This window comes from Microcoleus sp. Aus8_D2 (assembly GCF_036702665.1).
Taxonomy (GTDB): Bacteria; Cyanobacteriota; Cyanobacteriia; order Cyanobacteriales; family Microcoleaceae; genus Microcoleus.
In genome coordinates this window covers 46,882-60,198 of the sequence record NZ_JAUBUN010000036.1, presented here as the reverse complement: position 1 = coordinate 60,198, position 13,317 = coordinate 46,882, and the positions used below count along the sequence as shown (strand labels likewise).

The following is a 13,317-nucleotide window of genomic DNA, read 5'->3' as shown; positions in this document are numbered from 1 at the left end:
TTATATAAGGTGTGCTGCATTTAAATTAGACTTGAATTGCCTAAATCTTTGATCGATCGGTCAACCGCTCCTTCAAGGCTCCTCGACGCAGATTAACGCAGATGCATTTTAAGAATTGAGAGCGAATGAGCGCACGAGGTCTATTATATGTCAAAAAACAATCAAACTATGAGTGGGGCGTTGCTCCGACGCCGCCCCGAATATGCAATTTAAATGCGTCACTGTTACCCGGTTTCTCAGGTCGGATTGAGAATGATTCTCTGTGAATTTTCCCTAACTGTAAAGACTGGCGACATATTCACCGTAACCGTTATAGGGCAAAGTCGGGCGAGTTTCCCACGACCAACTGTTACCGGGGCCGACTACCCGTTCGCTGGCTTGTGACCATCTGGGGTGCGGTTTGTCGGGTTCGACATTTGCTTCAAAAGCGTATTCGTTGGGGCCGATTGTATTCCAAAAAGTGGCGGGCTGTTTTTCGACAAATTCAATTTTAACGATCGACTTTGCGCCCTTAAAACCGTATTTCCACGGAATCACCTGCCGCAGGGGGGCCCCATTTTGCTTGGGTAGCCGCCGCCCGTACAATCCTGTGGCAAAAAATGCTAAATCGTTTGCCATTTCTTCAATTCGCATACCTTCGGTGTAAGGCCAAGGATAAAATTGCGACATCAAACCGGGGCCGGGAGTGATTTTGGAGTCGTAAAATGAGGTGAAGCGAACGAATTTAGCGTTCGATTTTGGTTCGACATCAGCCATCAGTAATTTCATGGGAAATCCGACCCAAGGAACTACCATCGCCCAGGCTTCTACGCAGCGAAATCGATAAACTCGTTCTTCGATGGGAAATTTTTTATGGAGGTCGTCAATATCGTAGGTGCGGGGATTTTTTACTAAACCTCCTACTTCTACTTTCCAGTTTTCGGTTGGTAAAGCTTGAGCGGCTTGCCAAATAGATTTTGTGCCGCCGTATTCGTAAAAGTTGTTATATTTTGTAGATAAGGCTTGGTCGGTAATTGCCCGATCGACTTTTGCGAAGTTTGGATTCCGGGTCAATCCGGCGTAGGCTTGGGTTGAGCCGGAATCCAAAGCTGTTTTCGAGCCAGTATTGCTTTGACAGCCGGTCAGCGGCAGCAGCGAAGCCGTCACGCCAGCGCCAATTAAATTGGTCATGAAGCGGCGGCGGTTGAGAAAGGCTGTTTCTGAGGTAATTTGTGAGTCGAGAATTTCCCAAGGTTTGGGAACGCGAATTAACGGCATAAGTAATAGTTAAAAGTTAGTAGTTAGTTTGGCGAAAGTTGCCAATATTTCTATTTTCAGTCGATTTGAGAGTTGATATTGACTCCAAAAAACGGAAGATTGCGGATATTTGGTAAGGCCTCGCGATGGCGAAAGCTTTCATCTGCGATCGCACTTACTGTATCCGCAATGACAGTATAGCCTAATTCGTTGACAGCGAGTCCAGCCGAGCAATCGAGCGATCGTACGATCGACCTATTAAACCTCGATCGCCGGAAAGTCCGACAATTTGAGATTTTCCATTTTTCGATTTGAGATTTGAGACGGAGGCCTTCGATCGCGTCGAACGATTGAAGAATTGAGGATGACTGACCCGATCGGGTCGGTTAGTTTTTCTACAGTTGTATTATTTTGGGAAACAGGTGTCAGCAATAATTTAGGCGCGATCGACCGAAGCAACTGTGGCTAAAATCTGTGAAACAATTATCATAAAGCAAAGATTCAAATTATTTAATTTGTCCACAGGAAGCGGCACGCACCGCCCCGCTTTCCTCCCCCACTCCTGGCTTTAAGTCGGACGGGGGTCTCCAGCGGAAAGACAAATGAGTTACTGTATCAATCCCAATTGCCAGAATCCCAAAAATCTCGATCGCGCGACAGTCTGCACAAGTTGCGAGTCGAACTTGCTGCTCAAAGGGCGTTACCGAGTCTTTCACACCCTCGGTCAAAGTCTCGCTTGCCGCACCTTCCTAGCAGTCGATGAAGACCAACCAGCGCAACCCCGCTGCGTCATTCAACAGTTCTGCGGGCCCGCGGCGTCAGTCGCCGACGGTCAACACCAGTTCAACCGGACATTTTTGGGTTCGGCCGAGCGGCTCGACAAGTTGGGCAAACATCCGCAAATACCGAAACTGCTGGCATCTTTTGAAGTCGAAGGCAGCCAGTATTTAGTACAAGAATACATCCCCGGCCGCAATTTAGCCGATCGGCTTTCAGAAAAAGGTGTTCTTAAAGAAATTCACATTTGGTATCTGCTGAGCGAATTGTTGCCCGTGCTGCAATTTGTGCACGAAAATCAACTGATTCACCGAGATATCAAACCGTCCAATATTATTCACCGAAAATCTTCCCAAACCTCCGCAGCTTTGGTAGGAAAAGAGCACCTGCATTCTTGGGATGATGAATCTGGGCTGGTGTTAGTCGATTTCGGCGCGGCAATTGGGGCTAACAGCGGGCCGCCCAAAACAGAAACGGTGACGGGTTCTGCCGAATACGCGGCCCCGGAACAAATCAAAGGTGAAGCAATTAAGAGCAGCGACATCTACAGTTTGGGCGTCACTTGCATTCACTTGTTAACGGGAATGTCACCCTTTGATTTGTTTGACATCAAAGCCGACGCTTGGGCCTGGAGGCATTATTTGAAAGTACCAGTTTCGGCCAGACTCGGCCGCATCCTGGATAAAATGGTGCAGCGAGAACCATCAAAACGCTATCGATCGACCGAAGCAATTCTCACAGACATGAAATACGGCCCGGCACCGGTAGAGGTGATTCTGGGCAAACCCAAATGGACTTTAGCTTTGTGGGGGGGAGCCGTAGTTGCCCTGCTGTCCGTAGTGCTGGGTTCTCGCTTACCATCGACCGCACCGGATGCTTTCACTTCTGCTGAGCCTGTTTCTAGCATTCCCGAAATTCGGTTCGATCCGCCCCCGATGCAGAATTTCAGCAGTGAGCCATCGCCGGAAAAGCCCGCAGTGCGCACTCTGGCGGAGCAAGACAAAAACCCGGTTTGGGCGGTAGCGGTCACTCCCAACGGCCGCGTCATAGTCAGCGGGAATAACGACGGCACAATTCGCCTGCTGCACAAGCGTCACGGTAAAGTGCTCAAGGTTTTAGGCGGACATTTGGGGCCCGTGTGGTCGGTGGCTGTCAGTCCCGACGGCAGGACGATCGCCAGTGGCGGCGCTGACGGTACGATTAAACTGTGGAATTTTTATTCTGGCCAGTTAATTCGGACGTTGGACGGACACACAGACGGGGTGTTCTCGGTGGTGTTCAGTCCCGACGGCCAAGCCCTCGCCAGTGTCGGCAAAGACAATACTTTGAAGCTGTGGCAAGTGGAAGGCGGCGCTGAGTTGCAAACACTCAAAGGGATTGCGGATGAGGTGCATTCGGTCGCTTTCAGTGCCTATAAAGACACTCTGTTTACTGGCAACGGCGACGGTACGATCAAGATGTGGAATTGGAAGACTGGGGAATTCCAAGCCACTCTCACGGGTCATGCGGATGCTGTTTCGGCTCTTACTGTCAGCCCGGACGGTACAATTTTGGGCAGTGGCGGCTGGGACAATACGGTGAGGATTTGGGATATCACCACGGATCGCGGGCCAGAACCGTCGGGTGAGGTGACTTTTACCGGTCATACCGATCGAATTCAGTCTCTAGCTTTCAGTCCCGACGGCGCGACGCTAGCCAGTGGCGATTTGAGCGGAACTATCAAGCTGTGGGCGATGGATGGCGGGGAGCAAGGCACGCTGAAAGGTCATTCTACTTGGGTGGAATTGGCTTTTAATCCCCAGGACAAAACTCTGATCAGCGGCAGTTTTGACGACACGATTAAGGTGTGGCAACTGTCTCCTTAAGTTGTGCGATTGATTGTCCGGGCGATCGAATTTCAACAATCCCCAACCAAATCAAAGATTCTGGTTGGGGATTCTTAAACTTAGAGAGAAGATCGTGTCCGATAGATTACCCTAAAAAAACGGAACGCACGTGCCCACGCAAGTCCGCTCTCCGGAAGCGGACTTGCGTGGGCACGCGCGAACAAATTTGATTGCGGTTAATTGATGGGAGACTATATAATTCGGCGATTGAAATCGCTGCTAGACAAACGATGTCCGCCTCTGCGGACTGTAGAAATATCATATTTTCCTGATAACTCGGCGATTGAAATCGCTGCTAGACAAACAATGTCCGCGCCTTCGCCGACTATGGAAATATCATATTTTCCTTCCATCCGTTACATCCGTTACATCCCGTACACCGCTTCGTTGCCGAACTTCCATCTGTTACATCCGTTACATCCGTTACATCCGCGGAGCGAATCCGTTGCCGAACTTCCTTCTAATTCATAACTAAAACCAAATTACCCACAGCCCTGCCACTTTCCTGCAATTCGTGTGCAGCAGCAATCTCGTCTAAAGCAAAGCGCTGGGCGATCGCGTGGTGCAAAACTCCCGCTTTGAGACAAGTTGTAATATCTGCCGCCGCTTGTTGGTGCGCTGAAGAGTCCATAGCATAAACTAGGACATAATGAACGGTAAGATTTTTGTACATTAACGAGTACACGGGAATTTGAGGCGTTGCATCCGAATCAGAAGCATAAGTGGCGATCGTGCCGTTACGGGCGATCGCTTTGAGATTAATTTCGAGATTTCCGGCAAAATCAACTTCAATTATGCGATCGACTCCTTTACCGCCCGTAATTTCCTTCAGGCGGGCTGCCACATCTTCAGCTTTGTAATTAACAATATAATCAGCTCCCGCAGTTTTCGCAATTTCTGCTTTTTCCGCAGAACTTACAGTCGAAATAACAGTAGCACCGCCCCATTTTGCCAATTGAATCGCATAATTACCAACCGCACCCGCACCGCCCGCAACTAACACCATTTTCCCCGCAACAGCACCATCTTTAAAAACACAATGGTGTGCAGTCATAGCCGGAACTCCCAAACAAGCACCCGCTGCAAAATCTGTATTTTCTGGTAGCAAAACAGCTTGTTCGCTGGGAACAACAACATACTCCGCCGCCGTCCCAAACGGACGAATTAATGTAGCTTCATAAATCCAAACACGCTCGCCAATTCGAGACGGCTGCACGCCTTCTCCTGCTGCTTCAATTATTCCTGCACCGTCGTTGTGGGGAATCACTCGCGGGTGTCGCATGGTGAGTCCGCCCCAACCGCTGCGCTGCTTGACATCCGATGGGTTAACGCCGGATGCGCGTACTTTAACTAGCACATCATTTGCACCCAATTCTGGAATATCGATTTCACCAATTTTGAGGACATCTTGCGCGTTGCCGAGTTGTTCGTAGTAAGCAGCTTTCACAGTTGTTTTCTCCTGATGGTTTAGAGCAACAATAGGCGGGATTTTGGATTTTCAATCCAGATCGCATTATCACGGATAAATATACTCCGGGTAGGGACACGGCACTGCCGTGTCCTCACAGATATCTTGTTAACAAAATTAGGCAAGTCCGCCGTTAACGCGGCTATTTTGTCCAGTAATCCAGTAGGCTTGTTCGCTGCACAAAAACGCCGTCACATCGGCAATATCGTCAACTTTTCCGAGTCTTCCGAAAGCAGTCATTTGCGTAAATCTTTGAATTTGTTCGGGGGTTTTGCCGACAGTGAAAAGTTCTGTATCCGTGGGGCCCGGAGAAATGACATTGACTGTGATTTGCCGATCGCCCAATTCCTTAGCCAGCGATCGAGTTAGCTGTTCCACCGGTGATTTGTTTCTTCATTATGCCCTCTTTTTAACAAATTAGATTATGAATCGTGACCAATTTTGTCCCATCGGAAAATGTTACTTCTACCTGCACTTGACGTATCATTTCTGGCACGCATTCCATAGGTATACACAAAAAATTCGGTATAAGGGAAGGGGGACGCTCGGTTCACTCGCCTTCTGGGTGAATTAGAGAGCAGATTTTGCTGGCGGTTTGGGGTTTGTGGTCGCGGAAAACCTCCCATGAAGGAGTAGACCCAATTTGTTTGCTCCAAGAAATGTATCCCGACTCACACTCGGCGGTAACGGCCAAGAACTCGAAAACGCCGTTACACGCCGTCCCCCCACCTTCCCCCCTGACCCGCAAGACACTCACTGAAACACTCACAGAACGCTTGCCATAGCTATTCAATGGTGCGCTTTTATCGCTATACATTCGTGCGCTTTTTGAATTGGCATACCAAGTGCAACCTTCTCTAGTGTCTTGCAGAAACAAGTTATACCTTCGGTGGACAAATTCATCCGTTTCGCGGTCGGGGTAAGCGGCCAAAACTGGTAGGGGGAGCGACAAAACAGAATAAACTATTAGAGTGGCAATTAGGGACATGACACAGTACCCGTAGCGACATTTAATTTTAACAAACGAACCGATTAATCGCATTACACCTCCACATCCTTGAGCGAGTCTTCGAGCAAAAGCCGAACAAGATCAACCTTTTTGCGCCCAGTCCTCACGGCTAATATCGACAATTTACGGTGCAGTGATTCAGACATATCAACCGTAAAGCGCACGGTTGGTTCTTGCTCAGGGACTTGTAGTTTGCTCAGAATTGCGATTAATTACAAGTATCAATTCTTAGGGGTTTTACTTGCCAAACGGCTGACCCCACCATTGCCAGCATTCTTTGTTGAAGGGCGAGGGAGCATCTCAGGGTTGCAAAAAGCATTTTTTAATGAACGCAGAGTGTACCGGGAAATACTCACGCCTGTGCCGATGCTTGGCACCCAATCCCCCAATCCAACAATTCTTCAATCCAACAATTCTTCAATCCAACAATTCTTCAATCTAAAATCGATATGGCGGATTTACTTAGCTGAGCAAAACTGAGATGCTCCCGTTCCACCGCGCCTTTTGTCGCCACGTAAGCCCCGTAAGTTGGCAACAGCATAGCAGTTGTCGAACTGGAAAAATTGACAATTCTGCCTCCATCTGCCATGCGTTTAGCAGCTTCTTGACAAGCAAAAAATGTGCCTTTGACGTTAATTGCAAACAGATTGTCAAACTCTGCTTCGGTAACTCCCGCGACTGGTTTGTAAAGAATTACTCCCGCATTATTGACTAAAATATCGACTTGTGAATAGGTTTCGAGAGTGCGATCGAACAAATTGCAAATTTCTGCGGTGTTGCTGACATCGGCTTGCACGGCTAATGCTGTACCGCCTGAGAGTGCGATCGCCGATACAACATCTTGAGCCTGCTGAGATCCTTTGGCGTAGTTGACGACAACCGCTGCGCCTTCTTGGGATAATCGGAGGGCGATCGCGCGTCCAATTCCCCGCGATGCACCAGTCACAATTGCCACTTTTCCTGCTAGTGATGCCATGAAATTTGCTCCGCAATTAGGATTGATGCTGCTTCCAAACAATCATACTATTTTTTTCTTCCGGTACACACAGACCTCAGAAACCGGGTTTTTTCGGAGATTTCTCGCAACTCAACTCCTTACTCATAGAAACCCGGTTTCTCGCCCCCTGCGTAATTCAGAAACCGGGTTTCTTCGGAGATTTCTCGCAACTCAACTCCTTACTCATAGAAACCCGGTTTCTCGCCCCCTGCGTAATTCAGAAACCGGGTTTCTTCGGAGATTTCTCGTAACTCAACTCAAAACTGGTAGAAACCCGGTTTCTCGCCCCCATGCGTAACTTTTGATTCCAGTACAAAAGCAAATTTACATCTCAAACAGTCATAATATCTCTAACAATCGCGCTTTTTAGCCAACATCTATGGTAAAGTAGACTCGGCTGTTAAACTAAAAATTTATGACCGTAAACTCCGAGTTAGCAGAGCAGTATTTGTCAGCGGGCGAGAACCTCCAGCAATCAGGAAAATTTGAGGAGGCGATCGCCCAATACCAAAAAATACTAGCACTCGAACCGGATGCGGCGGTTGCGCACAGCAAGATAGCCGAAGTTTATTATACGCAACAGAAATATGTAGAGGCGATCGCCCAGTGCTACCAAACCCTGCGCCAGCAACCCAATTTCGCCCCCGCCTACAAAACCCTCGGGAATATCCTGCAAGCCCAAGGGAAAACAGACGCAGCAGTGCGCGCCTACTCAAAGGCGATCGAATGCGAGCCTAAATTTGTCGCAGCCTATGTTAACTTAGGCAGTATGTGTTACAAACAAGGCTTGCTAGATGAAGCGATAACATACTACCAAAAAGCGCTCGCCATGCAGCCAGACTTAGCCGCCGCTTACTGGAACTTAGGCAAAGTTTTGGAACAGCAAGGGCGAATCAATGAAGGTTTGTTTTACCAAAAAAAAGCTCTAAATTTACAGCCGGAGTTAGAAGTAATTAAGTAAAAACACCACTTAATTGAAGAGGAATGTTATAGTTTTAATAATTCAATCATTAACGAGGCAGGCTGGCTCGATATGGAAATCAATAATCCGCTCGAATTCCTAACTACCAAAGTGCAAGAAACTGTTGCCGATACCCAAAAGTTAGCGAACGAAATCGCTGCTAAAGTTCAGGAAAATGTAACTGTAGTAACGACATTCATCGAATCAGCGCCAAGTTCAATTATTGGTGCCGGGGCGATCGCCACTCAAGAAGCTTTCAAAATAGCACACAACATCCGTTTTGAGAACCTGCCAACAAATCTGCAATCGAAATTTGAGAGGGCTGGCGTGCGTGACGGAATGCGCAATGTTCAAGAAGCAGCAAAAAAATTTGAATCCATACCCGCCCAAATTCGCGCCCAAGGCCCGGAAGCAATTCGCAACTTCTGTCAAGATAAAGATTGGAGTCACATCAAAGCACACGTAAATGGAGGCGGTAGCGAAGCTGGTAACGGGATTTTTGAACATTTTTGGGTAAATCGGGCTCGCGGTGGTGCAGACATGACTGCGGCCGAATTAGCCGTCGCTAAGCAAGTTTTAGCGGATGCTGCGTTTAAGGCGGCAGTTGCCGAAGTCGTTGGGGCTGCAATGAAAGGGGCGATCGCCGCCGCAGTAATTGAGTTAGTATTTTCGATCTTAGAAAACTCTTTGTTGTGCGTTGAAGGCAAAATTACCCAATCGGAATTAGTCGAAAAAGTCGCCACCGCCACCGCCAAAGCTGGCATTGCGGGCGGTGTAATTACCGGCATTCTGTTAACTCTCTGCATGATATTTCCCCCGATTGCCGCGCTTTTAGGTGCTGCGGCGATGCCCTTGGCGGTTGCGGGTGTTGGTTTTATGGGAATTCGCGCCTGGGAAATCTTTTGTCATGGCGATCGCATATTTGGGATTACCGAACAAACACAAAAATTTCTGGGGATGACGGAAGCGACAACATAAGTAAAACTCTAACTCTAATTAGATACCCGACTTCGCAGAAGTTGTCGGGTATCTGGGTATTCTAAATAATTGGGAAACATAAATATGTAGTTAAACGCCAAAAAAAAAAATAGAAGAACGTGAATTGTAGGGGCAGGTTAAACCCAACCATAATAGCCTAAGACTAATAATCTCATAAACCCGCCCGCTCCCCTAGAGAACCCATATGTTAAGAAATAAAACACTAGAAATAAAATATAGCCTTTCTCAGAAAGATGAGGTACTTGACGGGCTATGGGCTATGGGCTATGGGCTATGGGCTATGGGCTATGGGCTATGGGCATAGGCCAAACCGCGCATACCTCACTTTTTTGAGAACCGCTATAGTTTAACTTGGGATACAAATATAAAGTGTAACATTTAACATTCTTTGATTTCTTTCTTAATTGCGAGGTATTCCTATGGCGCTCGAACTTTCAAACATCACGTTTACCGATCGGGCTGATATTGTCCCCTGGTCTGGGATCGAGCAAATACTCAATACTGGCATCGCTAATACTCTTGGTGGCAACGACAAAATCACTGGTGACACTGGGAACAATATCAGCACCCTTGAGAACAAGCTCAGCGGCATTTCCAACAGTGGCACGCTCGATACTGGTGATGGTAACGACACAATCAGCGGTACTGGGAACAGTATCAGCGGTACTGGGAACAGTCTCAGCGGCGTCTACAACAGTGGCACCATAAATACCGGTGATGGTAACGACACAATCAGGGGCATCCGCAACCAAGGAGAAGACAACTTCAACGATTTTGATTACGATTTTGGTTATGGTATTTACACCGCAGGAGGAGGCACCATTGATAGCGGTGATGGTAATGACCTGATGGTTGGCATTAGCGAGGCCCGCACAGGCAGGGGAATTCAAGTTGACGACGATAGCACCATAAATACTGGCGATGGTAACGATACGATCGCGGGTACTGGCAACGGGTATGGCATAGTTATCCGCTACGGTGGCACCCTCGATACTGGAAAGGGCAAGGACATAATTACTGGCCTTGCTACCGATTATGGCGAGGGCATCCTCAACTTTTCCACCCTCGATACTGGTGAGGGTAACGACATCATCACTGGCACTAACACTGGCACTAACGCTACTGGAAGCGGCATCGGCATGGGCATCGCCAACACTGCCACTTTTAATACTGGTGAGGGTAACGACATCATCACTGGTAGTGGAAGTGTCGGCATCTCCAACACTTCCACTTTTAATACCGGTGAGGGTAACGACAAAATAACTGGTAACGGAACTAGAACCGGCATTGACAACCGCGGATCTCTTGATACTGGCAATGGCAATGACACGATCGCCGCTACTACCACCGATGGAGGCGACGCAATCAACACCAATGGCAAGATGCTCCTCGGTGATGGTAACGACGCAATTACTGGGACTGGCACCGGACTTCTGAGCAATGGCATCAAAATGAGCGGTACCCTCGATACTGGTAATGGTAACGACAGCATCACTGGCATTGGCACCCAATATGGCCTCTGGAACTTCGTTGGTATCCTCGATACTGGTGATGGTAACGACATAATAACTGGTGTTGGCACTAAATTTGGCATCTACAACCAGGGCACCATCTCTACTGGAAATGGTAACGACTCCATCATTGCTGATGCAGGCTTTGAGGTAGGCTCGTCTGATGAAAGTGGCCTCGTGCTTTTAGGAAATGGTAAAGACTACCTCAAGGGTTTTGGTAGAGGTTATTACCAGGGCGGCAACGATCGAGATACACTGGAATTAACGTCAGGCAGTTATACCGTTGGAATATCGGGAACAACCGTGAGCTTCACCAAGGGTAGCAGCATTATGAGAACTTCCGAGTTTGAAAAACTCATAGCTGGTAGCAGAACCTATGACTTCAGCCGTTTAACCAACGGTCAAACAATTAGTGTCGCCTAGCCTGTTTGATAAGTATTGTAAAACTTCATTGACTTTATAGCCATTAATAGCCATGTATAGTATACATAGTCAAAAATGACTGCCAAACAATGCAGCTAGTTTCCAAGCACACGATCGATCGAAACCACTGGCTATACAAGCAGCTAGATAATTTGTGCTTTCTCTCTAAGAATCTTTTCAACTACGCTAACTACCTGATCCGACAAAATTTTATCCTCAAAGGAGAATACCTCGATTATTACAAAATACAGAAAATATGTCAGGGAAAGACTGACTATCTAGCATTACCAGCCCAAGTATCTCAGCAAGTATTATTGAGATTACATGAAAGCTGGAAATCATTTTTTGCAGCTACCAAGGAATATAGCCTCCATCCAGATAAATTCAAAGCCAGACCCAAAATACCCAGATACAAACACAAAATATTAGGCAGAAATGTCCTGACTTAGACCGCTCAAGCCATCAGTAAAGCATGGCTCAAGAAAGGAATCATCAATCTGTCTTTGACCCAGATATTTCTGACTACTAAAGTTAGGGTCGTAAATCAAGTCAGAATCGTTCCAAAAACTTACCATTACTCGATAGAGGTAGTTTATGAACCCAAGGATGTAACTGGCTCATCATCAGGTTGTGAATGGATAGCAGGAATTGATATTGGCCTAAATAACTTAGCGACAATTACATCCAATCAAAAAGGGTTCCGGCCGCTGATAATAAATGGCAAACCGCTCAAATCAATCAATGCCTACTATCACAAAAAGAAAGCAGTATTGCAGTCATACTTGAAGGGGGAGAAAAAGAGAGCAATCAAAATTGAACAATTAACTCACAAGCGTAATGTAAAAGTAGATAATTACCTGCATAATGCAAGTAGATTCATCATCAATCATCTGGCAGCTAACCGAATCGGGACACTGGTGATTGGTAAAAACGATAACTGGAAACAGGGAATAAATCTCGGCAAGCGGAATAATCAGAACTTCGCAGCCATACCTCATGCAAGGTTTATTGAAATGCTAACTTATAAAGCGCAGTTAGCAGGAATCGTTGTGAAGGTTATTGAAGAAAGTTACACTTCAAAGTGTTCTTTTTTAGATAATGAACCTTGTGTCAAGCATTCAGAGTACAAAGGTAAGCGAATTAAGCGAGGTTTGTTTCGTGCTGGTGATGGCAGACCGATCAATGCGGATGTGAATGGCAGCGCTAACATTGTCAAAAAAGCATTTCCCAACGCTTTTGCTGAGGGAATACAGGGCGTAGTAGTACGTCCGGTAAGGGTCACACCTTACAAAATGGTTGCCCGAGGCAAGAAGTGTAATATTTGCCTAGAAAACCTGTAACTATTAAGAAGTTTTGCTGTTTTGATTTTCGAATGCTGTGAGCGATCGACTGCTGTGAGCGATCGCCCTCAAGAACTCAAATGGGTTCTATAGCCTTTCTCAAGCGTGGTGAGGTATGCCCGCAACCCCAATGCTTTTCGGCCCGCGTGCCCGCGTGCCCGCGTGCCCATGAGTACCTCCAGAAATCTGAGAAAGGCTATATAGTGTTTATTTGTACCCACTTACTTAATATGGATTCAGCAGCAAAAACTCAAGATCAGCAGCATCCGCAATACAAGCGCGATCGAGCCACAGTCGATAGTTTATTAGGCAAAGAACCAACCGACCAAAATTTATCAGAATTAGCAAGATTAATCATTCGCTATAAAGGATTTCCCGGCGCTAGAGATATCCAAGCAGACTTAAAAAAAGCCCTGCAACAATGGAATCATACCGAAGAAACTCTGTACGAACAAACCCGCAAAATTCACGCTACCGGTGAAGTTTACAGGAAGCAAAAAAGCGACCAAGAAGATTGGGCTTAATCTCAAATCGAGGTTAAATACCGCCTCGAAATATTACGTGAAAAAGGCTATCTACAGAATGTTGGGTTTCGTTCCTAAACCTAACCTACAACATGAAATAGCAAAATAGATAGCCTAATAGAAAACGAACCCTCTACGAGGGGAAGTTTACATTAACGTATGCAAGTAGAAATCCGTAACAAAAGA

General features: G+C 46.9%; 12 protein-coding genes and 1 pseudogene. 7 read left to right on the top strand and 6 right to left on the bottom strand.

Features of this window, described 5'->3' with window-relative positions; genetic code table 11:
- Positions 1-273: 273 nt before the first annotated feature.
- Positions 274-1,257 carry a protein-methionine-sulfoxide reductase catalytic subunit MsrP gene (msrP, locus tag QUB64_RS24060; RefSeq protein ID WP_333277996.1) on the bottom strand — a complete coding sequence of 328 codons (984 nt, stop codon included), beginning with the start codon at positions 1,255-1,257 and terminating at the stop codon, positions 274-276.
- Between the two features lie 581 nt (positions 1,258-1,838).
- Here msrP and QUB64_RS24055 point away from each other — a divergent pair.
- A complete protein-coding gene (locus tag QUB64_RS24055; RefSeq protein ID WP_333277998.1) occupies positions 1,839-3,878 on the top strand; it encodes a serine/threonine-protein kinase in 2,040 nt (679 codons plus the stop codon).
- A gap of 481 nt (positions 3,879-4,359) precedes the next feature.
- On the opposite strand, the gene QUB64_RS24050 is transcribed toward QUB64_RS24055, so the two are convergent.
- From QUB64_RS24050 to QUB64_RS24030, 5 genes and pseudogenes are all read right to left on the bottom strand, one after another.
- Positions 4,360-5,346, bottom strand: a complete 987-nt coding sequence (locus tag QUB64_RS24050; RefSeq protein WP_333278000.1) for an NADPH:quinone reductase — start codon at positions 5,344-5,346, stop codon at positions 4,360-4,362.
- Between the two features lie 138 nt (positions 5,347-5,484).
- Positions 5,485-5,745: an SDR family oxidoreductase gene (locus tag QUB64_RS24045; protein WP_333278002.1), complete on the bottom strand. Its 261-nt coding sequence runs from the start codon at positions 5,743-5,745 to the stop codon at positions 5,485-5,487.
- A gap of 31 nt (positions 5,746-5,776) precedes the next feature.
- Positions 5,777-5,872 (bottom strand): annotated as a pseudogene (locus QUB64_RS24040) (urease subunit gamma); the annotation flags it as partial.
- A 536-nt stretch (positions 5,873-6,408) separates the two neighbouring features.
- Positions 6,409-6,522, bottom strand: a complete 114-nt coding sequence (locus QUB64_RS24035; RefSeq protein ID WP_333278004.1) for a hypothetical protein — start codon at positions 6,520-6,522, stop codon at positions 6,409-6,411.
- A 287-nt stretch (positions 6,523-6,809) separates the two neighbouring features.
- The gene (locus QUB64_RS24030; RefSeq protein ID WP_333278006.1) at positions 6,810-7,352 is read right to left on the bottom strand and encodes an SDR family NAD(P)-dependent oxidoreductase; all 543 of its coding nucleotides are present in this window, start codon (positions 7,350-7,352) and stop codon (positions 6,810-6,812) included.
- Between the two features lie 436 nt (positions 7,353-7,788).
- Here QUB64_RS24030 and QUB64_RS24025 point away from each other — a divergent pair, with 436 nt between their 5' ends.
- The 6 genes from QUB64_RS24025 to QUB64_RS24000 all read left to right on the top strand — a co-directional run bounded on the left by QUB64_RS24025 (position 7,789) and on the right by QUB64_RS24000 (position 13,131).
- Positions 7,789-8,334, top strand: a complete 546-nt coding sequence (locus tag QUB64_RS24025; RefSeq protein WP_333278008.1) for a tetratricopeptide repeat protein — start codon at positions 7,789-7,791, stop codon at positions 8,332-8,334.
- 72 nt (positions 8,335-8,406) lie between these two features.
- Positions 8,407-9,312, top strand: coding sequence for a hypothetical protein (locus QUB64_RS24020; protein WP_333278010.1), 906 nt, complete (start codon positions 8,407-8,409; stop codon positions 9,310-9,312).
- A 440-nt stretch (positions 9,313-9,752) separates the two neighbouring features.
- Positions 9,753-11,267: a beta strand repeat-containing protein gene (locus QUB64_RS24015; protein WP_333278012.1), complete on the top strand. Its 1,515-nt coding sequence runs from the start codon at positions 9,753-9,755 to the stop codon at positions 11,265-11,267.
- Positions 11,268-11,356: 89 nt separating this feature from the next.
- Positions 11,357-11,716, top strand: a complete 360-nt coding sequence (locus QUB64_RS24010) for a transposase (RefSeq protein WP_333278014.1) — start codon at positions 11,357-11,359, stop codon at positions 11,714-11,716.
- A 54-nt stretch (positions 11,717-11,770) separates the two neighbouring features.
- Positions 11,771-12,607 carry an RNA-guided endonuclease InsQ/TnpB family protein gene (locus QUB64_RS24005; protein ID WP_333325670.1) on the top strand — a complete coding sequence of 279 codons (837 nt, stop codon included), beginning with the start codon at positions 11,771-11,773 and terminating at the stop codon, positions 12,605-12,607.
- A 230-nt stretch (positions 12,608-12,837) separates the two neighbouring features.
- Positions 12,838-13,131 (top strand): DUF3288 family protein, encoded by a 294-nt coding sequence (locus QUB64_RS24000; protein WP_333268685.1) that lies wholly within the window; start codon positions 12,838-12,840, stop codon positions 13,129-13,131.
- Positions 13,132-13,317: the final 186 nt, after the last annotated feature.